This window comes from Pseudomonas azotoformans, from assembly GCF_900103345.1.
GTDB classification, from domain to species: Bacteria; Pseudomonadota; Gammaproteobacteria; order Pseudomonadales; family Pseudomonadaceae; genus Aquipseudomonas; species Aquipseudomonas azotoformans.
Genome location: NZ_LT629702.1, coordinates 3550440 through 3574744, shown reverse-complemented (window position 1 = coordinate 3574744; position 24305 = coordinate 3550440). Strand labels below are relative to the sequence as shown.

The window sequence follows — 24305 nt, the reverse complement described above, 5'->3', positions numbered from 1 at the left end:
CAATGGCGGCGAAGTATAGAGAGGTGATTACCGTTGGTCAATCACGTTTCATGGTCAATTTTGACTATTTCGGCTAGACTTCCCGGCCCTGCTAGACGAACCCCATCATGCGCGTTGCTGACTTTACTTTTGAGCTCCCTGATTCGCTGATCGCTCGCCACCCTTTGGCCGAGCGTCGCGCCAGTCGACTGCTGACCCTGGACGGGCTCAGCGGTGCCCTCGCACACCGTCAATTCACTGATTTGCTTGAGCATTTGCGCCCAGGCGACTTGATGGTGTTCAACAATACCCGGGTGATTCCGGCGCGGCTGTTTGGCCAGAAAGCTTCCGGCGGCAAGCTGGAAATTCTGGTGGAACGGGTGCTGGACAGCCATCGCGTGCTGGCCCATGTGCGCTCCAGCAAGTCGCCAAAACCGGGTTCGAGCATCCTCATCGATGGCGGTGGCGAAGCCGAGATGGTGGCGCGCCATGATGCGCTGTTCGAGCTCAAGTTCGCCGAAGAGGTGTTGCCGCTGCTGGAGCGCGTCGGCCATATGCCGTTGCCTCCTTATATAGACCGCCCCGACGAAGACTCGGACCGCGAGCGCTATCAGACGGTGTACTCCCAGCGCTTGGGCGCCGTCGCTGCACCGACTGCCGGGCTGCATTTCGACCAGCCGCTGCTGGACGCGATTGCCGCCAAGGGCGTCGAGACTGCCTATGTGACCCTGCACGTGGGGGCCGGTACGTTTCAGCCGGTGCGTGTGGATAAGATCGAAGACCACCATATGCACAGCGAGTGGCTGGAAGTCAGCCAGGACGTCGTGGATGCGGTTCAAGCGTGCAAGGCACGCGGCGGGCGAGTGATCGCGGTGGGCACCACCAGCGTACGCTCGTTGGAGAGTGCGGCGCGTGATGGCGTGCTCAAGCCGTTCAGTGGCGACACCGATATCTTTATTTACCCAGGCCGGCCGTTCCATGTGGTCGATTGCCTGGTCACCAACTTCCATTTGCCGGAATCCACGCTGTTGATGCTGGTGTCGGCATTTGCCGGTTATCCCGAGACCATGGCCGCTTACCAAGCCGCCATCGACAATGGATACCGTTTTTTCAGCTACGGTGATGCGATGTTTATCACCCGTAACCCGGCGCCACGCGGCCCAGAGGAACAACTATGAGTCGTATGTCGTTTGAATTGCTTGCCACCGACGGTAAAGCCCGTCGTGGTCGCCTGACCTTTCCACGCGGCACCGTCGAGACCCCGGCCTTCATGCCCGTGGGCACTTACGGCACCGTAAAAGGCATGCTGCCGCGTGACATCGTCGCCACCGGTGCCGAAATCATCCTCGGCAACACTTTCCACTTGTGGCTGCGCCCGGGCACGGAAGTGATCAAGAAGCATGGCGACCTGCATGACTTCATGAAGTGGCAAGGCCCGATCCTGACCGACTCGGGTGGTTTCCAGGTGTTCAGCCTGGGTGCCATGCGCAAGATCAAGGAGGAGGGCGTGACCTTCGCCTCGCCGGTGGACGGTTCCAAGGTGTTCATGGGCCCGGAAGAGTCGATGCAGGTGCAGCGCGACCTCGGCTCCGACATCGTGATGATTTTCGACGAGTGCACACCGTACCCGGCTGACGAAGACGTCGCGCGTATCTCCATGGAATTGTCCCTGCGTTGGGCACAGCGTTCGAAGAACGCCCATGGCGACAACACCGCAGCGCTGTTCGGCATCGTCCAGGGCGGCATGCATGAAAGCCTGCGCAAACGCTCGCTCGAAGGCCTCGATAAGATCGGCTTTGACGGCCTGGCCATCGGCGGTCTGTCGGTGGGCGAGCCCAAGCACGAGATGATCAAGGTGCTGGATTACCTGCCGGGCCTGATGCCGGCTGACAAACCTCGTTACCTTATGGGCGTTGGCAAACCGGAAGATCTCGTAGAGGGTGTGCGCCGCGGTGTGGACATGTTCGATTGCGTGATGCCAACCCGTAATGCCCGCAATGGGCATCTGTTCATCGATACAGGCGTGCTGAAGATCCGTAACGCGTTCCATCGCCATGATGATTCGCCGCTGGATCCCACCTGTGACTGCTACACCTGCCAGAACTTCTCCCGTGCTTATCTGCACCATCTGGACAAGTGCGGGGAAATGCTGGGTAGCATGTTGAATACCATCCACAATTTGCGTCACTACCAAGTCCTGATGGCTGGTTTGCGCGAGGCTATTCAACAGGGTACATTGGCCGCCTTCGTCGATGCCTTCTATGCCAAGCGCGGGCTTCCTGTGCCGCCCTTGGACTGAGTTTTCCGACCCTAAGATTCACTATTTGCAACTGGAGTGCTAAATGAGCTTTTTTATCTCTAACGCCATGGCTGATGCCGCTGCGCCTGCCGCTGCCGGTCCTATGGGCGGTGGTTTCGAGTGGATTTTCCTGGTCGGCTTCCTGGTCATCTTCTACCTGATGATCTGGCGTCCACAGGCCAAGCGCGCCAAAGAGCAGAAAAACCTGCTCGGCAGCCTGCAAAAAGGCGACGAAGTGGTGACCACTGGCGGTATCGCCGGCAAGATCACCAAGGTTTCCGATGCTTTCGTGGTCCTGGAAGTCTCCGACACCGTAGAAATGAAGTTCCAGAAGGGCGCCATCGCCGCCACGCTGCCAAAAGGCACGCTCAAAGCGATCTGAGTAACAACCTTTACCAATCGACGGGGCGCGCAAGGCGCCCCGCGTTATAAGCGGGCGGCGTGATGCTGAACAAATACCCTCTGTGGAAATACGTACTGATCCTGGCGGTGCTGGCGATCGGTTTTATTTATTCCGCTCCCAATCTTTATCCTGATGACCCGGCGATCCAGATCACTGGCGCCAGCACTTCGCTGCAGGTCAATCAGGCCGATCTGGACCGTGCGAGCAAAGCGCTCACCGACGCGGGTATCCAGGTCAAGGCGGCAACATTGGCGGCTGGTGCCAAAGGCGGCTTGTTGCGCCTGACCAAGGCAGAAGACCAATTGCCGGCCAAGGACGTCGTACGCAAGGCCATGGGTGATGACTATGTAGTCGCGCTCAACCTGGCACAGACCACCCCACAATGGCTGCGCAGCATTGGCGCGCACCCGATGAAACTGGGCCTGGACTTGTCCGGTGGTGTGCACTTCCTGCTGGAAGTCGACATGGACAAGGCCCTCGACGCTCGCCTGAAAGTCTACGAAGGCGACGTGAAGAGCCTGCTGCGCAAAGAGAAGCTGCGCTATCGCAGCCTGCCGCAGTTCAACGGTGCCATCCAGCTGGGCTTCTCTGACGAAGCGTCCCGCGAACAGGCCCGTGCGCTGGTCCGCAAGAACTTCAACGATTTCGACATCGTACCGGCCGACCTCAATGGTCAGCCTGTACTGCGCCTGGCGATGACGCCGGCCAAGATCGCGGAAATCCGTGAATACTCCATCAAACAGAACTTGACCACGGTGCGTAACCGCGTCAACGAGCTGGGTGTGGCCGAGCCGATCGTCCAGCGCCAGGGCGCCAACCGCATCGTGGTTGAGCTGCCGGGCGTGCAGGACACGGCTGAAGCCAAGCGTATCCTGGGCAAGACGGCCAACCTGGAATTCCGCCTGGCGGCTGAGCCGGGTGCTACCCGCGCCACTGCCGAGGAGTTCGAGTTCCGCGAAGGCAACCGTCCTCCTGCACTGATCGAGCGTGGCTTGATCATCACCGGTGACCAGGTCACCGATGCCAAGGCCGGTTTCGACTCGCAGCACGGTACGCCTGAAGTGAACATCCGCCTGGATGGCCACGGTGGCGACCTGATGAGTCGCGCTACGCGCAGCAACGTCGGTCGCAGCATGGCGGTGATCTTCATCGAGCAGCGCCCGGTGACCACCTACACCAAGCAGATGGTCGACGGCGTCGAGAAAGACGTGCCGGTCCAGACCTTCAAGGAAGAAAAGAAGATCATCAGCCTGGCGACCATCCAGTCGCCGCTGGGTGCTCAATTCCGTATCACTGGCCTGAACGGCCAGGGCGAATCCTCGGAGCTGGCCCTGTTGCTGCGTGCCGGTGGCCTGGCGGCGCCGATGTACTTCGCTGAAGAACGTACCATCGGCCCGAGCCTGGGTGCCGACAACATCACCAAGGGTATCGATGCGGCGTTGTGGGGCATGCTGTTCGTGTCGCTGTTCATCATCGCCATCTACCGCTTCTTCGGTATCATCGCCACCGTGGCCCTGGCGGGCAACATGGTGATGCTGCTGGCCCTGATGTCGCTGCTGGGCGCTACACTGACCCTGCCAGGTATCGCCGGTATCGTACTCACCATGGGTATGGCGGTAGACGCCAACGTACTGATCTTCTCGCGGATCCGTGAAGAGATCGCGGCGGGCATGACCGTACAGCGTGCAATCAACGAAGGCTTCGGCCGGGCATTTACCGCGATTCTCGACTCCAACCTGACCACGTTGCTGGTCGGCGGGATTCTCTTTGCCATGGGCACCGGCCCGGTCAAAGGTTTTGCGGTGACCATGTCCCTCGGTATCTTTACCTCGATGTTCACGGCCATCATGGTGACCCGCGCAATGGTCAACCTGATCTTTGGCGGGCGTGACTTCAAGAAGTTGTGGATTTAAGGGGCTGCCATGTTACGTACAATCAACTTCATGGGCGTTCGCAACATTGCGTTCGGCGTCACCGTGCTCCTTACCGTTCTGGCGTTGTTCAGCTGGTTCCATAAGGGCCTGAACTACGGTCTGGACTTCACCGGCGGTACGCTCATCGAGCTGACCTACGAGAAGCCGGCCGACGTTACCCTGGTGCGCAACGAGCTGGTCAAGGCCGGCTATCACGAAGCCATCGTGCAGAGCTTCGGTGCTACCACCGACCTGCTGGTGCGTATGCCGGGCGAAGACCCGCAACTGGGTCACCAGGTGGCCGAGGCCTTGCAGAAGGTAGGCGGCGACAACCCGGCGTCGGTCAAGCGCGTCGAGTTCGTCGGCCCGCAAGTGGGTGAAGAACTACGCGACCAGGGCGGCCTCGGCATGCTGATGGCGCTGGTCGGCATCATGATCTACCTGGCGTTCCGCTTTCAGTGGAAGTTCGGTGTTGGCGCCATTGTGTCGCTGATCCACGACGTGATCGTGACCGTGGGTATCCTGGCGTACTTCCAGATTACCTTCGACCTGACCGTGCTGGCGGCTGTGCTGGCGATCATTGGTTACTCGCTCAACGACACCATCGTGGTATTCGACCGGGTTCGCGAGAACTTCCGCGTACTGCGCAAGGCATCGCTGATCGAGAACATCAACATCTCCACCACCCAGACCCTGCTGCGCACCATGGCGACGTCGATCTCCACGCTGCTGGCGATTGCGGCGCTGATGATCTTTGGTGGCGACAACCTGTGGGGCTTCTCCCTGGCGCTGTTCATCGGCGTGCTGGCGGGTACCTACTCGTCGATCTACATCGCCAACGTGGTGCTGATCTGGCTGAACCTCAACAGTGAAGACCTGATCCCTCCTGCGGCTACCGGCAAGGAGGTCGACGACCGTCCTTGATGGGCGCTTGTTGATCCGCTGTTACAAAGAAGGCACGAGTATTGAACTCGTGCCTTTTTTTTTGCTCCAAGGCTGGGTATAGCGCGGATCTTTCGATCCGTTTGTGATGGTCAGGAGGTTCATGTGAACAAGTCGTTACTGGTTGGTGCGGTATTGGGTGCTGTCGGTGTGACTGCCGGGGGTGCTGTTGCCACCTACAGCCTGGTAAAAAGCGGCCCTGAGTATGCGCAAGTGCTGGCAGTGCAGCCGGTGAAAACCCAGATCAAAACCCCGCGCGAGGTCTGCAAGGACGTCGCCGTGACCCGGCAGAAGCCGGTGCAGGATCAGCATCAGATCGTCGGCACCGTGGTTGGTGCACTGGCCGGTGGCCTGCTCGGCAACCAGGTGGGTGGCGGTAATGGCAAGAAACTGGCTACGGTAGCCGGTGCTGTCGGCGGTGGTTACGCTGGTAACAAGGTTCAGGAAGGCATGCAGAACCGCGATACCTATACCACCACGCAAACTCGTTGTAACACCGTCAACGACATCAGCGACAAAGTGGTCGGCTATGACGTGCGTTACACCTTGGATGGCAAGGAAGGTTCGGTGCGCATGGACCGTGATCCAGGTGGTCAGATTCCGGTCGACAAGGAAGGCCGCTTGGTGCTGGGCCAGAACCAGCAGTAATTCCAAGCCTGGTACAGATGCAAAAAATTGTGTGATTTCAAAATGTGGGAGGGGGCTTGCTCCCGATAGCGGTGGATCAGTCAGCTTGTTAGGTGCTGACCCACTGCAATCGGGGGCAAGCCCCCTCCCACAATTGATTTGTGTTGTTGCTGGAGTCGCGGCAAACCTCAAATCCCAGGCATAAAAAAAGCACCCCTTGGGGTGCTTTTTTTGTGCTCGCTCGCTTAACGCTTCAGCGAAGCCGGCAGGTGCGGCTGGATCGCCGTCAGTACTGCCTTGAAGCACTTGGTGTTGCCTGCAACCACGTGGCCTTTCTCGAGGAAGTCGTGACCGCCGGTGAAGTCGCTCACCAAGCCGCCTGCTTCCTGGATCAGCAGGGCGCCTGCCGCCATGTCCCACTCGGACAGGCCCGACTCCCAGAACGCATCAAAACGACCGGCGGCCACGTAAGCCAGGTCCAGGCTTGCTGCGCCAGCGCGACGGATGCCGGCAGTCTGGCCCACCAGGGCGCGGAACATGCCCAGGTAGTTTTCCAGGTTGTCCATCTGGTCGTCACGGAACGGGAAGCCGGTACCCAGCAGGGCGCCATCCAGGCTGGTGCGGCCGCTGACACGCAGGCGGCGACCATTCAGCTGGGCGCCACGGCCACGGCTGGCGGTGAATTCTTCCTGGCGGACTGGGTCGAGTACAACAGCGTGTTCCAGGCGGCCACGGTATTTACACGCAATGCTCACGGCAAAGTGCGGGATACCGCGCAGGAAGTTGGTGGTGCCATCCAGTGGGTCGATGATCCACAGGTAGTCTTCGCCTTCGCCGCTGCCTTTGTGCAGGCCGGTTTCTTCACCGAGGATGCCGTGGGTAGGGTAGGCCTTGCGCAGGGCGTCGATAATTTTCTGTTCGGCGGCGCGATCCACCTCGGATACGTAATCCTTGGCGTCTTTTTCGTCGACCTTGATGGTATCCAGGCGCTCGATGGAGCGGAAGATCAATTCACTGGCGCTGCGGGCGGCGCGCAGCGCGATATTCAGCATGGGCTGCATGGATGTGTCACCTAAGGTTGTTAAAGAAAGCCGAGCATTCTAGCAGAAACTTTCTTCAGGTGAAGGACGACGTTAGCTTTCATGGCATAACCTTAGGCTGTTCTGTAAGATTTGCTCCCCTTTCCCGTGTCCGAGAGCGCCTCCCTTGCTGCAAAACATTCGTGTCGTCTTGGTCAATACCAGTCATCCCGGCAACATCGGCGGGGTGGCGCGAGCCATGAAAAACATGGGGCTGACGCGCCTGGTGCTGGTCGAACCGCGCGTGTTCCCGCACCACGAGGCCGATGCTCGTGCATCCGGGGCCAATGACCTGCTTGAAAAAGCCCAGGTTGTCGCCACCTTGGAAGACGCTTTGGTCGGCTGCAACCTAGTGCTCGGCACCAGCGCTCGCGACCGTCGTATCCCCTGGCCATTGCTGGATCCGCGTGAGTGCGGCACCAAGGTGGTGGAAGAGGCCGCCGGTGGTGCTGAAATCGCCTTGGTATTTGGCCGTGAAGACTCCGGCCTCACCAATGAAGAGCTGCAGCGATGTCACTACCACGTGCACATCCCATCAGACCCTGAATTCAGCTCGCTGAACCTCGGGGCAGCGGTGCAGGTGTTGACTTACGAAGTGCGCATGGCCTGGCTGGCCGCTGCTGGCCAGCCGAGCAAGGTAGAGAAGGAAGAGGTTGCCTCGACCAAAAGTGGCGAGCTGGCCACCATGGACGAGCTGGAACGGTTCTATGAACACCTGGAGCAAACCCTGGTGGTCATCGAGTTCCTCGATCCGGAAAAGCCACGGCACTTGATGGCGCGCCTGCGTCGCCTTTACGGACGCAGCTCGGTCAGTCGGGCAGAAATGAATATATTGCGTGGCATCCTCACGGAAACCCAGAAAGCGGCCCGTGGCGAGCTTCTTAAGCGGAAGGATTAAAAATGTTCGAGCGTTTGCGAGAAGATATCCAGAGTGTTTTCCACCGTGACCCGGCGGCGCGCAACGCCTTTGAAGTGCTCACCTGCTACCCGGGCATGCACGCTATCTGGATCCATCGCCTGTCCGGCGCCTTGTGGGGCATGGGCTGGAAATGGCTGGCGCGGCTGGTGTCGAACTTCGGTCGCTGGTTGACCGGGATCGAGATTCACCCGGGGGCCAAGGTGGGTCGCCGCTTCTTCATCGACCACGGCATGGGCATCGTGATTGGTGAGACCGCCGAAATTGGTGATGACGTCACCCTTTATCAGGGCGTGACCCTGGGCGGCACCAGCTGGAACAAAGGCAAGCGGCACCCCACGCTGGGTGATGGCGTGGTGGTGGGGGCGGGCGCCAAGGTGCTCGGCCCTTTCACCGTCGGTGCGGGTGCCAAGGTCGGTTCCAATGCTGTCGTGACCAAGGCTGTGCCTCCGGGTGCGACCGTTGTCGGTATTCCAGGCCGGATCATCGTCAAGCCGGAAGCCGGCGACGAGCAGGAGGCCAAGCGCAAGGCCATGGCCGAGAAAATCGGTTTTGATGCCTACGGTGTCAGCGAAGATATGCCCGACCCGGTGGCGCGCGCTATCGGCCAGTTGCTCGACCATCTGCAGGCGGTGGACGGCAAGTTGGAGGGTATGTGTGGTGCGCTGAAGGATCTGGGTAGCCCGTATTGCGCCAAGGATCTGCCTGAGTTGCGCGAAGAAGACTTCGCCGAAATCAAGGACGAGGCTGCCTCCAAGGCCGGTTAAGGCCTTTCTGTGGGAGGGGGGCTTGCCCCCGATGGCGGTGTGTCAGTCACCACTTTCATGGCTGGTACATCGCTATCGGGAGCAAGCCCCCTCCCACATTTTGACCTCCGTTGATCCAGCAATCTCCATCCGGCCCTGTTCCCGCTGTTCGTCCCCACCCCATCCTGCTATGATTCGCGCGCCCTTTTTACGGGTAATCCTGACTAAAGTACTAGGTCTTATAGTTGACTTAAATACTCGGGAATCGCATACTTGCTCCCATTCTGAAACACCTTGGTACTTGTCCATGAGACTGACTACAAAAGGCCGATACGCGGTGACCGCCATGCTCGACTTGGCTTTGCACGCGCAAACTGGGCCGGTGTCCCTGGCCGATATCTCTGAGCGCCAAGGCATTTCCCTGTCCTACCTCGAGCAACTGTTCGCCAAATTGCGTCGCAGCAACCTGGTGTCCAGTGTGCGTGGGCCGGGTGGTGGCTATCAGTTGTCCCGCGACATGCAGGGCATTCAGGTCGCCCAGGTGATCGACGCGGTCAATGAATCCGTCGACGCCACCAAATGCCAGGGGCTGGGTGATTGCCACGCCGGCGACACCTGCCTCACGCACCACTTGTGGTGTGACTTGAGCCTGCAGATCCATGAGTTTTTGAGTGGTATCAGCTTGGCTGATCTTGTGACTCGCCGTGAGGTGCAAGAAGTAGCCCAGCGTCAGGACCAGCGCCGTTGCAACACCAAGGCGCCGCGTCTGGACAAGATCGAAGCGTCCGCCGTCGAGTGACAGCCGAAGAGCTAACGGCACGCCAGCCAGCCTGATTTAGGAGAAAGTCCATGAAATTGCCGATTTACCTTGATTACTCAGCGACCACCCCGGTTGATCCGCGTGTCGCGCAAAAGATGAGCGAATGCCTGCTGGTTGACGGAAACTTCGGCAACCCGGCCTCCCGTTCCCACGTATTCGGCTGGAAAGCCGAGGAAGCGGTCGAGAACGCTCGTCGCCAGGTGGCAGACCTGGTTGGCGCAGACCCGCGTGAAATCGTCTGGACCTCCGGTGCCACCGAGTCCGACAACCTGGCTATCAAGGGCGCGGCGCATTTCTACGCGACCAAAGGCAAGCACCTGATCACCACCAAGATTGAGCACAAGGCTGTCCTCGACACCATGCGCCAACTGGAGCGTGAAGGTTTCGAGGTTACCTACCTCGAGCCAACCACCGACGGCATCGTCACCGCGGCCATGATCGAAGCCGCGCTGCGTGAAGACACCATCCTGGTTTCCGTGATCCACGTGAACAACGAAATCGGCACCATCAACGACATCGCGGCCATCGGCGAGCTGACCCGTTCCAAGGGCATCCTGCTGCATGTCGACGCTGCTCAGTCCACCGGCAAGGTCGACATCGACCTGTCGAAACTGAAAGTCGACCTGATGTCGTTCTCGGCCCACAAAACCTATGGCCCTAAAGGCATTGGCGCCCTGTACGTGAGCCGCAAGCCACGTGTGCGCATCGAAGCCACCATGCACGGCGGCGGTCACGAACGCGGCATGCGTTCCGGTACCCTGGCGACCCACCAGATCGTGGGCATGGGCGAAGCCTTCCGCGTGGCCAAGGAAGACATGGCTGCCGAAAACGTGCGCATCAAAGCGCTGAGCGACCGCTTCTACAAGCAGGTCGAAGGCCTTGAGGAGCTGTACATCAACGGCAGCATGACCGCCCGTGTACCGCACAACCTGAATTTGAGCTTCAACTATGTCGAAGGCGAGTCGCTGATCATGGCGCTCAAGGACCTGGCGGTTTCGTCCGGTTCGGCCTGCACCTCGGCGTCCCTTGAGCCTTCGTACGTACTGCGCGCCCTGGGCCGCAACGACGAACTGGCACACAGCTCGATCCGCTTTACGTTCGGCCGTTTCACCACCGAAGAGCAAGTCGACTACGCCGCGCAGAAAGTCTGTGAAGCCGTCAACAAGCTGCGCGTCCTGTCCCCGCTGTGGGACATGTACAAAGACGGTGTCGATATTTCCAAGATCGAGTGGGCGGCACACTAACTATAGAAGCCGCCACCCCAGCTCTGTAGGAACGTGGCGGAAAACGCAGGCGTTTCTACAGGGTTCCAGAGCGGCCCTGATGAGTGAGGATTCAGTACCATGGCTTACAGCGAAAAGGTCATCGACCACTACGAAAACCCGCGCAACGTCGGCAAGATGGACGCGGAAGACCCTGATGTCGGCACCGGCATGGTCGGCGCTCCGGCGTGCGGCGATGTGATGCGCCTGCAGATCAAGGTCAACGACGCTGGCGTTATCGAAGACGCCAAGTTCAAGACCTACGGCTGCGGTTCGGCCATCGCCTCCAGCTCCCTGGCGACCGAATGGATGAAAGGCAAGACCCTGGATGAGGCTGTCACTATCAGCAACACCCAGCTGGCCGAAGAACTGGCCCTGCCGCCCGTGAAAATCCACTGCTCTGTACTCGCAGAAGACGCCATCAAGGCGGCCGTTCGCGACTACAAGCAGAAGAAAGGCTTGATCTAAGCATTTGGCGACGAGTAAGGAGTCAACGATGGCTATCAGCATGACAGAAGCGGCTGCGCAGCACATTCGCCGCTCCCTGAATGGGCGCGGTAAAGGTGAGGGGATTCGTCTGGGTGTTCGCACCACGGGCTGTTCCGGCCTTGCCTACGTGCTGGAGTTTGTCGACGAGGTGGTTGCGGAAGACCAGGTGTTCGAAAGTCACGGCGAGAAAGTGATCATCGACCCCAAGAGCCTGACCTACCTGGACGGCACCGAGCTCGATTTCGTCAAGGAAGGGTTGAACGAAGGCTTCAAGTTCAACAACCCCAACGTACGCGGTGAATGTGGCTGCGGCGAAAGCTTCAACATCTGAGGCTACTCGTGGGTACTCCTTGTCATTTCGCTTTATTCGAGCTGCAGCCGAGCTTTCGGCTGGACCTTGAGCAGCTTGCCACGCGCTACCGAGAATTGGCGCGAGGCGTGCATCCAGACCGCTTCGCTGACGCTTCCGAGCGTGAGCAGCGCGTGGCGCTGGAGAAGTCGGCCAGCCTCAACGAGGCCTATCAGACGCTCAAAAGCCCCCCGAAGCGCGCGCGCTATCTGCTCGCGATGAACGGTGGTGAGTTGCCGCTGGAAGTCACGGTGCACGATCCGGACTTCCTGATGCAGCAGATGCAGTGGCGCGAAGAACTCGAAGACTTGCAGGACGAAGCCGATCTGGCTGGCGTCGCAATCTTCAAGCGTCGTCTGAAAACTGCCCAGGATGAGCTCAACGAAAGCTTCGCAGCCTGTTGGAATGATGCAGCGCAACGCGAACAGGCCGAACGCCTGATGCGGCGCATGCAGTTCCTCGACAAGCTCACCTACGAAGTGCGCGAGCTAGAAGAGCGCCTCGACGATTAACCCAGTGTGCTGCCCGTGATGCACGCCTGATAGACAGATAAGACCTGATTACCATGGCCCTACTGCAAATCGCCGAACCCGGCCAAAGCCCTCAACCGCACCAGCGTCGCCTGGCGGTCGGGATTGACCTGGGCACCACCAATTCCCTGGTTGCTGCCTTGCGCAGTGGCCTGTCCGAGCCGCTGCCCGACGCTGATGGCCAGGTGATCCTGCCGTCTGCCGTGCGCTATCACGCTGATCGCACCGAGGTCGGTGAGTCGGCCAAGCTGGCAGCCTCTACCGATCCTTTGAACACCGTGCTGTCGGTCAAGCGCTTGATGGGTCGTGGTCTGTCCGACGTCAAGCAATTGGGCGACCAGCTGCCGTACCGCTTTGTTGGCGGCGAATCCCATATGCCGTTCATCGACACTGTCCAAGGCCCGAAAAGCCCGGTGGAAGTGTCGGCCGATATCCTCAAGGTGCTGCGCCAGCGCGCGGAGAAAACCCTGGGCGGCGAACTGGTCGGTGCCGTAATCACGGTTCCGGCTTATTTCGATGACGCTCAGCGCCAGGCTACCAAGGATGCGGCGAAACTCGCCGGCCTGAACGTACTGCGCCTGCTCAACGAGCCGACCGCAGCGGCCGTGGCTTATGGCCTGGACCAGCACGCCGAAGGCCTTGTCGCTATTTACGACCTGGGCGGCGGTACCTTTGATATTTCGATTTTGCGCCTGACCGGCGGCGTCTTCGAAGTGCTCGCCACCGGCGGCGACAGCGCCCTGGGCGGCGATGACTTCGACCACGCCATTGCGGGCTGGATCATCAGCAGCGCTGGCTTGTCCGCCGATTTGGATCCGGGTGCGCAGCGCAATCTGCTGCAAACTGCCTGCGCTGCCAAAGAAGCGCTGACGGACGCTGCAACCGTTGAGGTTTCCTACGGCAACTGGTCGGCCCGACTGACCCGTGAAGCCTTCGATGCGCTGATCGAGCCTATGGTCGCCCGCAGCCTGAAAGCCTGTCGCCGTGCGGTGCGTGATTCCGGTATCGAACTGGAAGAAGTGGGCGCTGTGGTCATGGTCGGTGGTTCCACCCGCGTACCACGCGTGCGTGAAGCCGTAGCCGAAGCTTTTGGTCGTCAGCCACTGACAGAAATTGACCCGGACCAAGTGGTCGCCATTGGCGCCGCGATCCAGGCCGATACCTTGGCCGGTAACAAGCGCGATGGTGGCGAATTGCTGCTGCTCGACGTTATCCCGCTGTCCCTGGGGCTGGAAACCATGGGCGGCCTGATGGAGAAGGTGATTCCGCGTAACACCACCATCCCCGTCGCGCGTGCCCAGGACTTCACCACCTACAAAGATGGCCAGACGGCCATGATGATCCATGTGTTGCAAGGCGAGCGCGAGCTGATCAGCGACTGTCGCTCCCTGGCGCGCTTTGAATTGCGCGGTATCCCGGCCATGGTCGCGGGCGCAGCAAAGATTCGCGTGACCTTCCAGGTCGACGCTGACGGCCTGCTGAATGTGGCGGCGCGCGAGCTGGGGTCGGGCGTTGAAGCCAGCATCCAGGTCAAGCCTTCCTACGGCCTCACCGACGGTGAAATCGCCAAGATGCTCAAGGACTCCTTCCAATACGCCGGTGATGACAAGGTCGCCCGTGTACTGCGTGAGCAGCAAGTGGACGCTCAGCGTCTGCTTGAGGCGGTGCAAGGCGCCCTTGAAGTGGATGGCGAGCGCCTTTTGGACGCCGAAGAGCGCATGGTCATCGACCTGCAGATGCAGGAACTGGTCGAACTGATGAAAGGCAACGACGGCTATGCCATCGAGCAACAGACCAAGCGTCTGTCGCAAGTGACGGATGCCTTTGCCGCCCGCCGCATGGATCAGACGGTGAAAGCCGCACTGGCCGGGCGCAACCTGAATGAAATCGAGGAATAATTAATGCCGCAGGTCATTTTTCTGCCACACGCCGAGCATTGCCCGGACGGTATGGTCGTGGAGGCTGAGACCGGCAAGTCCATCCTCGAAGTTGCCCATGACAACCATATCGAGATCGAAAGTGCCTGCGGCGGTGTCTGCGCCTGCACCACCTGTCACTGCATCATCCGCGAGGGTTTCAACTCCCTGGAAGAGGCTGACGAGTTGGAAGAGGACTTTCTCGATCGCGCATGGGGCCTGGAAGCGCAATCGCGCCTAAGCTGTCAGGCAAAGGTCGGAACGGAAGACATCACCGTCGAAATTCCGAAGTATTCCCTCAACCATGCAGCCGAAGCGCCGCATTGATTCAAGGAAGTGTCATGAGTCTTAAATGGGTTGATGTACAAGAGATCGCTATCCTGTTGGCCGATGCCAACCCGGATCTGGATCCTTACTCCCTGAACTTTGTAGCTTTGCGTGACATGGTCATGGCGTTGCCAGGGTTCGAAGATGAGCGTGATCGCGGTGGTGAGAAGGTCCTGGAGGCTATCCAGACTGCCTGGAAAGAAGAACAGGACTGACGCCTCCCTTACGCAGTTAGGCAATACCCAATAACCCGCGTATAATTCGCGGGTTTAATTTTTCGTAAATTACCGTTTCTGGAGTTACACCATGGCTGTTCAACGTACTTTCTCCATCATCAAGCCTGACGCTGTTGCAAAAAACGTCATCGGCGAGATCACCACTCGTTTCGAAAAAGCCGGCCTGAAGGTTGTAGCTTCGAAACTCAAGCAACTGTCCAAGGCTGAAGCTGAAGGCTTCTACGCTGAGCACAGCGCTCGTGGCTTCTTCGGCGACCTGGTTGCCTTCATGATCTCCGGTCCTGTTGTTGTCCAGGTTCTGGAAGGCGAAAACGCTATCGCTCTGAACCGTGAGCTGATGGGCGCTACCAACCCTAAAGAAGCCGCTGCCGGCACCATCCGTGCTGACTTCGCCGAGTCCATCGACGCCAACGCTGTACACGGTTCGGACTCCGAAGCCGCTGCTGCTCGTGAAATCTCGTACTTCTTCGCCGCTACTGAAGTAACCGCTCGCTAAGCATCGGCTTAAAGAGTGAGGGTGAATCCATGACGACATCGACTGTAAAAACCAACCTGCTGGGGCTGACCCAGCCGGAAATGGAGAAATTCTTCGACTCAATCGGGGAGAAGCGTTTCCGTGCCGGTCAGGTAATGAAATGGATTCACCACTTTGGCGTCGATGATTTCGACGCCATGACGAACGTCAGCAAGGCCCTGCGCGACAAGCTCAAGGCCATTGCTGAAGTGCGTGGTCCCGAAGTGGTCAGCGAGGACATCTCCAGCGACGGCACCCGCAAGTGGGTGGTGCGCGTGGCGTCCGGCAGCTGTGTCGAGACTGTGTACATTCCCCAGGGCAAACGCGGCACCTTGTGCGTTTCGTCCCAGGCAGGCTGTGCCCTGGACTGCAGTTTCTGCTCCACCGGCAAGCAAGGCTTCAACAGCAACCTCACCGCCGCCGAAGTGATCGGCCAGGTGTGGATTGCCAACAAATCCTTTGGCAGCGTCCCGGCGACCGTCGACCGTGCCATCACCAACGTGGTGATGATGGGCATGGGTGAGCCGCTGCTGAACTTCGACAACGTGGTTTCGGCCATGCACCTGATGATGGACGACCTGGGCTACGGCATCTCCAAGCGCCGTGTAACCCTGTCGACCTCCGGCGTGGTGCCGATGATCGATGAGCTGTCCAAGCACATCGACGTCTCCCTGGCGTTGTCGCTGCACGCACCCAATGACGCATTGCGTAACCAATTGGTGCCGATCAACAAGAAGTATCCGCTTAAGATGCTGCTCGAATCTTGCCAGCGCTACATGTCGTCCCTGGGCGAAAAGCGCGTGCTGACCATCGAGTACACCTTGCTCAAGGACATCAATGACAAGGTCGAGCACGCGGTCGAGATGATCGAGTTGCTCAAGAACACCCCGTGCAAGATCAACCTGATTCCGTTTAACCCGTTTCCACATTCTGGCTACGAGCGGCCGAGCAACAACGCCATCCGCCGTTTCCAGGATCAACTGCACCAGGCTGGCTACAACGTCACCGTCCGCACCACCCGTGGTGAAGACATCGACGCCGCCTGTGGCCAATTGGTCGGGCAGGTGATGGACCGCACCCGCCGCAGCGAGCGTTATATCGCCGGACGTGAAGTGAACGCCGCCGACGATTTACCGCTGATCGCTGTGAATCGAATCTGAGAGAGGATCTCTATGCCCTTGCGCCTTGCGCTGCTTCTGCTTGTTACCGGCCTGTCGGCTGGTTGTGTTTCATCGGGCCATGACAGCCCTATGCAAACCGGTAAAGGCCGTGATGAGGCGCGAGTTGCCTATGTGCAACTGGGCTTGGGTTACTTGCAACAAGGCATGAGCGAGCAGGCCAAGGTGCCGTTGAAGAAGGCGCTTGAGCTGGACAGCGACGATGCCGACGCCAATGCCGCACTGGCTCTGGTGTTCCAGGCCCAGGCCGAGCCTGAACTGGCTGACTGGTATTTCCACAAGGCCCTGGCGGCACGCCCTGCCGACCCGCGGCTACTGAACAACTACGGCAGTTTCCTGTTTGCGCAGAAGCGTTATGAGCAGGCCGCCCTTTATTTCCAGCAGGCCAGCGCCGATACCCTCTATCCTGAGCGTTCGCGGGTGTTCGAGAACCTTGGGGTCACCTCGATCCGCCTCGGCCAGCGCGATGATGCCCGCCGGCAACTGGAAAAAGCCCTGCATTTGAATGGTCGCCAGCCTCGGGCATTGCTCGAAATGGCTGAGTTGTCCTACGAAGACAGGCATTATGTGCCGGCACGTGACTATTACGAGCGTTTTAGCCTGCTCAGCGGGCAAAATGCACGTAGTCTATTGCTCGGTGTGCGGCTGGCGACGGTTCATGAAGAACGCGACACGGCTGCACGTTTTGGCCAGCAACTCGAACGACTCTATCCCGGTACGCCGGAATATCAGCAATACCTGTCGGAGCAATGATGAAAGCGGCGCACCCGGAAGTTGTAGCAGCTAATCGCGTTAACCCAGGCGACACCTTGCGTCAGGCCCGCGAAAGCAATGGTTGGTCGCTGGCGGAAGTGGCCCTCAAGCTCAATTTGACCAGCACATCCCTGGGCAACCTGGAAGCCGGCGCGTTCGATAAGCTGCCAGGGCATACTTTCGCCCGCGGCTATATCCGTGCCTACGCCAAGCTGCTGGGGATCGACCAGGCTGTTTTAGTCCAGGAATTCGACCAGTTCACCGGCACCGACTCCCAAGGCAGCAATGTGCATGGCCTGGGTCGCATCGAAGAACCGGTGCGGGTTTCCCATACGATTTTGCGAATTGTCAGCCTGTTGTTGCTGATCGCTGTCATTGGTGGCGGCTTCGTCTGGTGGCAAGACCAGACCTCCCAGCGCGCCAAGGACCTGACCAGCAACGCCATGGAGCACGTCGAAGTCGAAAGCGCCGACGGCACCACCCAGATTCATCCGCTGGACGAGCCGGAAGACCAGGCTGTAGCCGAAGGCCAGACCGCGCCTGAAGCGCCAGTTGCCACTGAGCAACCCGCGCCGGACCCCGCACCTGCCGCGACCGCCGTCGCCCCGGCTTCCGTGACCCCGACTGCACCGGCTCACACCCCGGCCGCTCCCGTGCCGGCTCCAGTGACTCAGGCTCCAACTGCCCAGACAGCGATTTCGCCACCTACCACCCCAGCGTTGATCGCCGGTGATGGCCGCGTACAGATTACCTTCGTCGCCGACTGCTGGACGCAAGTCACCGACGGCAATGGCAAAGTGCTGTTTAGCGGTCTGAAGCGTAAGGGAGATACGCTCGACCAGGGCGGCAAGCCTCCTTTGACGCTGCGTCTGGGCTTTGCCCGTGGCGCGCAAGTGGCCTACAACGGCCAGCCTGTGGACGTAGCGCCGTTCACCACCGGCGAGACCGCTCGCCTGAAGTTGGGACAATAGTCATGCACGGCGAATCTCCAATCAAACGTCGCGTATCGCGCAAAATCTGGGTCGGCTCGGTGCCGGTGGGTGGCGACGCCCCCATCGCCGTACAGAGCATGACCAACAGCGACACCAATGACGTGGCCGCCACCGTTGCCCAGATCAACCGTCTGGAAGCCGCTGGCGTGGACATCGTGCGCGTTTCCGTGCCGGACATGGACGCTGCCGAGGCCTTCGGTCGCATCAAGCAACTGGTCAAGGTGCCGTTGGTTGCCGACATTCACTTCGACCACAAGATCGCATTGCGCGTGGCCGAATTGGGTGTGGACTGCCTGCGTATCAACCCGGGCAACATCGGCAGCGAAGCCCGTGTGCGTGCGGTGGTGGATGCTGCTCGGGATCGGGGCATTCCGATCCGCATCGGCGTCAACGCCGGTTCCCTGGAAAAAGACCTGCAAAAGAAATATGGCGAGCCGACCCCGGCGGCGCTGGTTGAATCGGCGCTGCGCCACGTTGAACACCTTGAACGCCTGAATTTCCAGGACTACAAGGTCAGCGTAAAGGCCTCCGACGTGTTCATGGCGGTAGAAGCCTACCGCCTGCTGGCCAAGGAAATCGTGCAGCCGCTGCACCTGGGTATCACTGAAGCCGGCGGTTTACGCTCAGGCACAGTGAAATCTGCGGTGGGTCTCGGTATGCTGCTCGCCGAAGGGATTGGCGATACCATCCGCATCTCCCTGGCGGCAGATCCCGTAGAGGAAGTGAAAGTCGGTTACGACATTCTCAAATCCCTGCGTTTGCGTTCCCGAGGCATCAACTTCATTGCCTGCCCGAGCTGCTCGCGGCAGAACTTCGACGTGGTGAAAACCATGAACGAACTGGAAGGACGTCTCGAAGACCTACTGGTGCCGCTGGATGTTGCGGTGATCGGTTGTGTGGTCAACGGGCCGGGAGAAGCCAAAGAGGCGCACATCGGCCTGACCGGAGGCTCACCGAACCTGATCTACATCGACGGCAAACCGTCGCAGAAGTTGACGAATGACAATCTGGTGGATGATCTCGAAAGACTGATCCGCGAGAAAGCGGCCGAAAAGGTCGCGGCTGACGCAGCGCTGATCGCGCGCGGCTAAGAACGAATTTAAGGATTTGATGTGAGCAAGTCTCTGCAAGCCATTCGTGGCATGAACGACATCCTTCCGGAGCAGACGCCGCTGTGGCGCTACTTCGAGGGCACTGTTGCGCGCCTGCTGGATAACTACGGTTACAAGCAGATCCGCATGCCGATCGTCGAGTTCACCGAGCTGTTCAAGCGCTCCATCGGTGAAGTGACCGACATCGTCGAAAAAGAGATGTACACCTTTGAAGACCGCAACGGCGACTCCCTGACCCTGCGTCCGGAAGGTACTGCCGCGTGCGTGCGCGCCGTGCTCGAACATGGCCTCACCGGCGCTGGCCAGCCGCAGAAACTGTGGTACATCGGCCCGATGTTCCGTCACGAACGCCCACAGAAAGGCCGTTATCGCCAGTTTCACCAGATCGGCCTGGAAGTGTTCAACATCGACGGCCCGGACATCGATGCCGAGTTGATCGTACTGACTTGGCGCCTGTGGGGCCTGCTGGGCATCCGCGACGCGGTCAAGCTTGAACTCAACAGCCTGGGCACCAGCGAATCCCGTGGTCGTTATAAAGTGGCCCTGGTCGAGTACCTGTCGGCCCACCTGGACAAGTTGGACGAAGACAGCCAGCGCCGCCTGAAAACCAACCCGTTGCGCGTCCTCGATACCAAGAACGCCGACACCCAGGCCGTGCTGGTCAACGCGCCGAAAATGGCCGATTACCTGGACGACGAATCCCGTATCCACTTCGAAGGCCTCAAGGCTCGCCTGGAAGCGGCCGGTATTCCGTTTGTGATCAACACCAAGCTGGTTCGCGGCCTCGACTACTACAGCAAGACCGTATTCGAGTGGGTCACCGACAAACTCGGCGCCCAGGGCACCGTGTGTGCCGGTGGCCGTTACGACGGCCTGGTCGAGCAGATGGGCGGCAAGCCGACCACCGGCGTGGGCTTCGCCATGGGCATCGAGCGGCTGATCCTGCTGCTGGAAACCCTGGAGCAGGTCCCGGAAGAGATCTCCCGTCAGGTGGACGTGTACCTGTGCGCCTTTGGCGAGGCCGCCGAATTGGCTGCCCTGGCCTTGAGCGAGAAAGTGCGCGATCAACTGCCGAACCTGCGCCTGCAGGTCAACGCCGGCGCTGGCAGCTTCAAGAGCCAGTTCAAGAAGGCCGACAAGAGCGGTGCATTGTATGCACTGATCCTCGGCGAAGACGAACTGGCCCAGCAAGTGATAGGTTTCAAACCCCTGCGTGGCCAGGGTGAGCAACAGAACATTGCCTTTGATGCGCTCGCTGCGCACTTGGCCACCTGCGTCGTGCAGGGTTGAAGCTGTCGAACAGCCGAATTTAGCGATTAAGGAGTATTGGGGTGTCGAGTACTGATGATGAGCAACTGGCCGAGTTCAAGGACTGGTGGCAGCGCAACGGCAAGCCCCTGGTTACTGGCGGTCTGCTGGCTTTAGTGGTGGTGTTCGGCTGGCAAGCCTGGACCAAGTATCAGGCCAACCAGTCCCAAGGCGCCTCGATCCTCTATCAGCAATTGCTGGAAACCACCCTGACGCCGGACGGCAAGCCTGACCCTGCACAGGTTGCAGACCTGGCCGGCAAGCTGAAGAACGAATTCGGTGGTAGCACCTACGCCCAGTACGGCAGCCTGTTCGTCGCGAAAGTCGCGGTCGACACCGGCAAGCTGGACGACGCCGCTGCTGAGCTGAAGGCCATCGCCGACAAGCCGACCAACCCGACCCTGGGTGAAATCGCACGTCAGCGCCTGGCGCAGGTACTGGCGGCACAGAACAAGGCTGACGAAGCACTCAAACTGCTCGACGGCGATGCGGACAAGGCATTTGTAGCCACTCGCGAAGAGCTCAAGGGCGACCTGTTGGTCCAATTGGGTCGTACCGACGAAGCCAATGCTGCGTACAAGAAAGCCAAGGCGGCGCTGTCTGATGAAGCGGCGGTCGGTGGCTTACAAATCAAGCTGGACGACTTGGCCAAAGGGGATGCGTGACGTGATCCGTTGGAAACATGCAGCATTGCTGGCTCTGGCCGTTCTGGCCGCGGGTTGCAGCAGCAACAGTAAAAAAGAACTGCCGCCTGCGGAGCTGACCAGCTTCAAGGAAGAAGTGGTCCTGCAAAAGCAGTGGAGCCGCTCCATCGGTGACGGTCAGGGTGAAACCTACAACATGCTGGTACCGGCCATCGACGGTGACAACATTGTCGCCGCCGACGTGACCGGCGTAGTGATTTCCATGGATCGCATGAACGGCGACGTGAAGTGGAAGAAAGACCTCGAAATACCGGTATCCGGCGCCGTAGGCGTGGGTTACGGCATGGTCTTGCTCGGTACCCTCAAGGGTGAAGTCGTGGCGCTGGATTCCAGCACCGGTGAAGAGAAATGGCGCGCTCGCGTGACCAGTGAAGTCCTCGCACCGCCTGCCACCAACGGTGATATCGTCGTGGTGCAAACCCAGGACGACCGTGTGATCGGCCTCGACGCCAGCACCGGCGCACAGCGTTGGTTGTACGACAGCACGCCTGCTGTGCTGACGCTGCGCGGTACCAGTGGTCCGATTGTGACCAACAATCTGGCCGTTGCAGGCCTGTCGACCGGTAAAGTGGTCGCCCTGGATACCCAGAACGGCGTACCGGCTTGGGAAACCCGTGTGGCCATCCCGCAAGGTCGTTCCGAACTGGACCGCGTAGTGGACATTGACGGCGGTTTGCTGTTGTCGGGTGAAACCCTTTACGTCGCCACTTACCAGGGTCGTGTTGCGGCACTGGACCTGCAGAGCGGCCGCGTCAACTGGCAGCGTGATGCTTCCAGCTACGCCGGTGTCGCCCAAGGGTTTGGCAGCGTCTATGTCAGCCTGGCGTCCGGCACTGTTGAAAGTGTCGACGAACGTTCCACCACCGCACTGTGGAGCAACGACTCCCTGGCGCGCCGCCAGCTGTCGGCACCGGAAGTGTTCTCCAGCTATGTAGCGGTCGGTGACTTCGAAGGCTACCTGCACCTGCTGAGCCAGGTAGACGGTCGTTTCGTCGGTCGCGAGCGTATCGACAGCGACGGCCTGCGTGCGCGTCCGCTGGTGGTGGGTAACATGCTTTATGTGTTTGGCAACAGCGGCAAGCTGGAAGCCCTGACCATCAAGTAAAGGTTTGACTATGCTTGGGGTAACCCCCAGGCGGCCCTGCTTCAACGCTTTCTGTAGGAGCGAGCTTGCTCGCGAAGGACGTCAACGCTAACGCGGTTTTGCTGGATAACCGCGGCGTCCTCAGTGTTTTCGCGAGCAAGCTCGCTCCTACAGGGATCGGTGCCAGGCAGGGTATGTGGCATTTTAAATGCCGCCCCGAGCACCAGCCGCTGCCCTGCAGCGGCTTTTGTATTTTCTGAAATAACGAAGTGGAGAGCCGCATGGTTCCCGTAATCGCCCTGGTGGGCCGACCTAACGTCGGTAAGTCCACCTTGTTCAACCGCCTGACCAGGACTCGCGACGCTATCGTCGGCGACTTGTCCGGTCTGACCCGTGATCGCCAATACGGTGAGGCAAAGTGGCAAGGGCGCTCCTACATTATCGTCGACACCGGTGGTATCTCCGGTGACGAGCATGGCATGGACGAAAAGATGGCCGAGCAGTCGCTGCTGGCCATTGAAGAAGCCGATGTCGTGTTGTTCCTGGTGGACGCCCGTGCGGGCTACACCGCTGCCGACCAGATGATTGGCGAGCACCTGCGCAAGCGCAACAAGCGTTCCTATCTGGTCGCCAACAAGATCGACAACATCGATCCTGAGCAGGCCCGTGCCGAGTTCAGCCCGATGGGCCTGGGCGACGCGATTCCAATCGCCGGTGCCCACGGTCGCGGCATCACCCAGATGCTGGAAGTCGCCTTGCGCGACTTCCCCAAGGATGACGTCGAGGAAGAAGAGGGTGAGGAAGAGATCGTCGCCGAAGGTGAGGAAGCCAAGCGCATTCCTGGCCCGAGCGAAAAAGACGGTATCAAGATCGCCATCATCGGCCGCCCTAACGTCGGCAAGTCGACCCTGGTCAACCGCATGCTTGGTGAAGACCGGGTCATCGTCTATGACCAACCCGGCACCACCCGTGACAGCATCTACATCCCGTTCGAACGCAACGAGGAAAAGTACACGCTGATCGACACCGCCGGTGTGCGCAAGCGCGGCAAGATCCACGAGGAAGTTGAAAAGTTCTCGGTGGTCAAAACCCTGCAAGCGATCAAAGACGCCAACGTGGTGATCTTCGTGATGGACGCCCGCGAAGGCGTGGTGGACCACGATCTCAACCTGCTGGGCTTTGCCCTGGAGGCCGGTCGGGCACTGGTGATCGCGATCAACAAGTGGGACGGCATGACGCCGAGCGAGCGCGATTTCGTCAAGATCGAGCTGCAACGCCGCCTGTTCTTCGTCGAGTTCGCCGATATCCACTTTATCTCGGCACTGCACGGCACCGGCGTGGGCAACCTGTACGCTTCCGTGCAGAACTCGTTCAAGTCCGCAGTGACCCGCTGGCCGACCAACCGCCTCACTCAGATCCTGGAAGATGCCGTTGGCGAGCACGCGCCACCGATGGTCAACAACCGCCGGATCAAATTGCGTTACGCCCACTTGGGTGGTGCCAACCCGCCGATTATCGTGATTCACGGTAACCAGATCGAGAAGGTGCCGAAGTCCTATGTGCGTTACCTGGAAAACACTTACCGCCGTGTCTTGAAGCTGGTCGGTACGCCGATCCGTATCGAGTTCAAGGGTGGCGAGAACCCATACGAAGGCAACAAGAACACGCTGACTGACCGTCAGGTGAACAAGAAGCGTCGTTTGATGACTCACCACAAGAAGGCCGACAAGAAGCGCCGCGATAAGAAGTAACGGCAGCTTCAAGTTGTTAGCTACAAGCTGCAAGAGAGGGCTCCTTTGGAGCCCTTTTTTGTGCCTGGTGGTTTGC

26 protein-coding genes are annotated in these 24305 nt (G+C 59.7%); 25 read left to right on the top strand and 1 reads right to left on the bottom strand.

What is annotated here, in order from left to right; translation table 11 throughout:
• Positions 1 to 107: 107 nt before the first annotated feature.
• The 6 genes from queA to BLR69_RS16030 all read left to right on the top strand — a co-directional run bounded on the left by queA (position 108) and on the right by BLR69_RS16030 (position 6184).
• Complete coding sequence (gene queA / locus BLR69_RS16055) at positions 108 to 1157, top strand: tRNA preQ1(34) S-adenosylmethionine ribosyltransferase-isomerase QueA (RefSeq protein ID WP_071496428.1); 1050 nt, start codon at positions 108 to 110, stop codon at positions 1155 to 1157.
• A 5-nt stretch (positions 1158 to 1162) separates the two neighbouring features.
• Positions 1163 to 2278 carry a tRNA guanosine(34) transglycosylase Tgt gene (gene tgt / locus BLR69_RS16050; protein ID WP_003175976.1) on the top strand — a complete coding sequence of 372 codons (1116 nt, stop codon included), beginning with the start codon at positions 1163 to 1165 and terminating at the stop codon, positions 2276 to 2278.
• Between the two features lie 43 nt (positions 2279 to 2321).
• Entirely contained in the window at positions 2322 to 2660 is a 339-nt protein-coding gene (gene yajC / locus BLR69_RS16045; protein ID WP_003175975.1) for a preprotein translocase subunit YajC, read from the top strand.
• Positions 2661 to 2722: 62 nt separating this feature from the next.
• On the top strand, positions 2723 to 4594 hold the full coding sequence (secD, locus tag BLR69_RS16040) for a protein translocase subunit SecD (protein WP_058423382.1): 1872 nt from the start codon (positions 2723 to 2725) through the stop codon (positions 4592 to 4594).
• Between the two features lie 9 nt (positions 4595 to 4603).
• Positions 4604 to 5518, top strand: a complete 915-nt coding sequence (secF, locus tag BLR69_RS16035) for a protein translocase subunit SecF (protein WP_071496429.1) — start codon at positions 4604 to 4606, stop codon at positions 5516 to 5518.
• 123 nt (positions 5519 to 5641) lie between these two features.
• A complete protein-coding gene (locus tag BLR69_RS16030; RefSeq protein WP_015885750.1) occupies positions 5642 to 6184 on the top strand; it encodes a glycine zipper 2TM domain-containing protein in 543 nt (180 codons plus the stop codon).
• A 224-nt stretch (positions 6185 to 6408) separates the two neighbouring features.
• Here BLR69_RS16030 and suhB read toward each other — a convergent pair whose 3' ends face one another.
• Positions 6409 to 7224 (bottom strand): type III secretion system regulator SuhB, encoded by an 816-nt coding sequence (gene suhB / locus BLR69_RS16025; protein WP_003175971.1) that lies wholly within the window; start codon positions 7222 to 7224, stop codon positions 6409 to 6411.
• A 145-nt stretch (positions 7225 to 7369) separates the two neighbouring features.
• Here suhB and trmJ point away from each other — a divergent pair, with 145 nt between their 5' ends.
• From trmJ to der, 19 genes are all read left to right on the top strand, one after another.
• Complete coding sequence (gene trmJ, locus BLR69_RS16020) at positions 7370 to 8140, top strand: tRNA (cytosine(32)/uridine(32)-2'-O)-methyltransferase TrmJ (protein ID WP_071496430.1); 771 nt, start codon at positions 7370 to 7372, stop codon at positions 8138 to 8140.
• 2 nt (positions 8141 to 8142) lie between these two features.
• Complete coding sequence (cysE, locus tag BLR69_RS16015; protein ID WP_058423379.1) at positions 8143 to 8925, top strand: serine O-acetyltransferase; 783 nt, start codon at positions 8143 to 8145, stop codon at positions 8923 to 8925.
• Positions 8926 to 9211: 286 nt separating this feature from the next.
• The gene (iscR, locus tag BLR69_RS16010) at positions 9212 to 9703 is read left to right on the top strand and encodes a Fe-S cluster assembly transcriptional regulator IscR (protein WP_003194020.1); all 492 of its coding nucleotides are present in this window, start codon (positions 9212 to 9214) and stop codon (positions 9701 to 9703) included.
• Between the two features lie 50 nt (positions 9704 to 9753).
• Positions 9754 to 10968, top strand: a complete 1215-nt coding sequence (locus tag BLR69_RS16005) for an IscS subfamily cysteine desulfurase (protein WP_071496431.1) — start codon at positions 9754 to 9756, stop codon at positions 10966 to 10968.
• 99 nt (positions 10969 to 11067) lie between these two features.
• Complete coding sequence (gene iscU / locus BLR69_RS16000; RefSeq protein ID WP_028617851.1) at positions 11068 to 11454, top strand: Fe-S cluster assembly scaffold IscU; 387 nt, start codon at positions 11068 to 11070, stop codon at positions 11452 to 11454.
• A gap of 28 nt (positions 11455 to 11482) precedes the next feature.
• On the top strand, positions 11483 to 11806 hold the full coding sequence (iscA, locus tag BLR69_RS15995; protein WP_003175963.1) for an iron-sulfur cluster assembly protein IscA: 324 nt from the start codon (positions 11483 to 11485) through the stop codon (positions 11804 to 11806).
• Positions 11807 to 11814: 8 nt separating this feature from the next.
• Entirely contained in the window at positions 11815 to 12336 is a 522-nt protein-coding gene (gene hscB / locus BLR69_RS15990) for a co-chaperone HscB (protein WP_071496432.1), read from the top strand.
• 53 nt (positions 12337 to 12389) lie between these two features.
• The gene (gene hscA / locus BLR69_RS15985) at positions 12390 to 14252 is read left to right on the top strand and encodes a Fe-S protein assembly chaperone HscA (protein WP_071496433.1); all 1863 of its coding nucleotides are present in this window, start codon (positions 12390 to 12392) and stop codon (positions 14250 to 14252) included.
• A gap of 3 nt (positions 14253 to 14255) precedes the next feature.
• Positions 14256 to 14597 carry an ISC system 2Fe-2S type ferredoxin gene (gene fdx / locus BLR69_RS15980; protein WP_032890689.1) on the top strand — a complete coding sequence of 114 codons (342 nt, stop codon included), beginning with the start codon at positions 14256 to 14258 and terminating at the stop codon, positions 14595 to 14597.
• Between the two features lie 14 nt (positions 14598 to 14611).
• On the top strand, positions 14612 to 14812 hold the full coding sequence (iscX, locus tag BLR69_RS15975) for a Fe-S cluster assembly protein IscX (protein WP_016977667.1): 201 nt from the start codon (positions 14612 to 14614) through the stop codon (positions 14810 to 14812).
• Between the two features lie 91 nt (positions 14813 to 14903).
• On the top strand, positions 14904 to 15329 hold the full coding sequence (ndk, locus tag BLR69_RS15970) for a nucleoside-diphosphate kinase (protein ID WP_003175956.1): 426 nt from the start codon (positions 14904 to 14906) through the stop codon (positions 15327 to 15329).
• A gap of 29 nt (positions 15330 to 15358) precedes the next feature.
• Positions 15359 to 16507, top strand: coding sequence for a 23S rRNA (adenine(2503)-C(2))-methyltransferase RlmN (gene rlmN, locus BLR69_RS15965; RefSeq protein ID WP_071496434.1), 1149 nt, complete (start codon positions 15359 to 15361; stop codon positions 16505 to 16507).
• A gap of 12 nt (positions 16508 to 16519) precedes the next feature.
• Positions 16520 to 17278, top strand: a complete 759-nt coding sequence (gene pilW, locus BLR69_RS15960) for a type IV pilus biogenesis/stability protein PilW (protein WP_071496435.1) — start codon at positions 16520 to 16522, stop codon at positions 17276 to 17278.
• Entirely contained in the window at positions 17278 to 18249 is a 972-nt protein-coding gene (locus BLR69_RS15955; RefSeq protein WP_071496436.1) for a RodZ domain-containing protein, read from the top strand. The genes pilW and BLR69_RS15955 overlap by 1 nt, the downstream gene beginning before the upstream one ends.
• Before the next feature lie 2 nt (positions 18250 to 18251).
• Positions 18252 to 19361: a flavodoxin-dependent (E)-4-hydroxy-3-methylbut-2-enyl-diphosphate synthase gene (gene ispG / locus BLR69_RS15950; RefSeq protein ID WP_058423371.1), complete on the top strand. Its 1110-nt coding sequence runs from the start codon at positions 18252 to 18254 to the stop codon at positions 19359 to 19361.
• Positions 19362 to 19382: 21 nt separating this feature from the next.
• Complete coding sequence (gene hisS / locus BLR69_RS15945; protein WP_071496437.1) at positions 19383 to 20672, top strand: histidine--tRNA ligase; 1290 nt, start codon at positions 19383 to 19385, stop codon at positions 20670 to 20672.
• A gap of 41 nt (positions 20673 to 20713) precedes the next feature.
• A complete protein-coding gene (locus BLR69_RS15940; RefSeq protein ID WP_032890712.1) occupies positions 20714 to 21355 on the top strand; it encodes a YfgM family protein in 642 nt (213 codons plus the stop codon).
• Positions 21348 to 22499, top strand: coding sequence for an outer membrane protein assembly factor BamB (bamB, locus tag BLR69_RS15935; protein WP_071496438.1), 1152 nt, complete (start codon positions 21348 to 21350; stop codon positions 22497 to 22499). Before BLR69_RS15940 ends, bamB begins: the two co-directional genes overlap by 8 nt.
• A gap of 260 nt (positions 22500 to 22759) precedes the next feature.
• The gene (gene der / locus BLR69_RS15930; RefSeq protein ID WP_071496439.1) at positions 22760 to 24229 is read left to right on the top strand and encodes a ribosome biogenesis GTPase Der; all 1470 of its coding nucleotides are present in this window, start codon (positions 22760 to 22762) and stop codon (positions 24227 to 24229) included.
• The last annotated feature ends 76 nt before the right edge of the window (positions 24230 to 24305 follow it).

Coding starts and splice junctions, on each gene's coding strand:
- ndk (WP_003175956.1), top strand. CDS start 14,904: ATGGCTGTTCAACGTACTTTCTCCATCATCAAGCCTGACGCTGTTGCA.
- pilW (WP_071496435.1), top strand. CDS start 16,520: ATGCCCTTGCGCCTTGCGCTGCTTCTGCTTGTTACCGGCCTGTCGGCT.
- der (WP_071496439.1), top strand. CDS start 22,760: ATGGTTCCCGTAATCGCCCTGGTGGGCCGACCTAACGTCGGTAAGTCC.
- queA (WP_071496428.1), top strand. CDS start 108: ATGCGCGTTGCTGACTTTACTTTTGAGCTCCCTGATTCGCTGATCGCT.
- rlmN (WP_071496434.1), top strand. CDS start 15,359: ATGACGACATCGACTGTAAAAACCAACCTGCTGGGGCTGACCCAGCCG.
- yajC (WP_003175975.1), top strand. CDS start 2,322: ATGAGCTTTTTTATCTCTAACGCCATGGCTGATGCCGCTGCGCCTGCC.
- iscR (WP_003194020.1), top strand. CDS start 9,212: ATGAGACTGACTACAAAAGGCCGATACGCGGTGACCGCCATGCTCGAC.
- iscX (WP_016977667.1), top strand. CDS start 14,612: ATGAGTCTTAAATGGGTTGATGTACAAGAGATCGCTATCCTGTTGGCC.
- fdx (WP_032890689.1), top strand. CDS start 14,256: ATGCCGCAGGTCATTTTTCTGCCACACGCCGAGCATTGCCCGGACGGT.
- bamB (WP_071496438.1), top strand. CDS start 21,348: ATGCGTGACGTGATCCGTTGGAAACATGCAGCATTGCTGGCTCTGGCC.
- secD (WP_058423382.1), top strand. CDS start 2,723: ATGCTGAACAAATACCCTCTGTGGAAATACGTACTGATCCTGGCGGTG.
- BLR69_RS16005 (WP_071496431.1), top strand. CDS start 9,754: ATGAAATTGCCGATTTACCTTGATTACTCAGCGACCACCCCGGTTGAT.
- hscA (WP_071496433.1), top strand. CDS start 12,390: ATGGCCCTACTGCAAATCGCCGAACCCGGCCAAAGCCCTCAACCGCAC.
- iscU (WP_028617851.1), top strand. CDS start 11,068: ATGGCTTACAGCGAAAAGGTCATCGACCACTACGAAAACCCGCGCAAC.
- suhB (WP_003175971.1), bottom strand. CDS start 7,224: ATGCAGCCCATGCTGAATATCGCGCTGCGCGCCGCCCGCAGCGCCAGT.
- cysE (WP_058423379.1), top strand. CDS start 8,143: ATGTTCGAGCGTTTGCGAGAAGATATCCAGAGTGTTTTCCACCGTGAC.
- tgt (WP_003175976.1), top strand. CDS start 1,163: ATGTCGTTTGAATTGCTTGCCACCGACGGTAAAGCCCGTCGTGGTCGC.
- BLR69_RS15955 (WP_071496436.1), top strand. CDS start 17,278: ATGAAAGCGGCGCACCCGGAAGTTGTAGCAGCTAATCGCGTTAACCCA.
- iscA (WP_003175963.1), top strand. CDS start 11,483: ATGGCTATCAGCATGACAGAAGCGGCTGCGCAGCACATTCGCCGCTCC.
- ispG (WP_058423371.1), top strand. CDS start 18,252: ATGCACGGCGAATCTCCAATCAAACGTCGCGTATCGCGCAAAATCTGG.
- secF (WP_071496429.1), top strand. CDS start 4,604: ATGTTACGTACAATCAACTTCATGGGCGTTCGCAACATTGCGTTCGGC.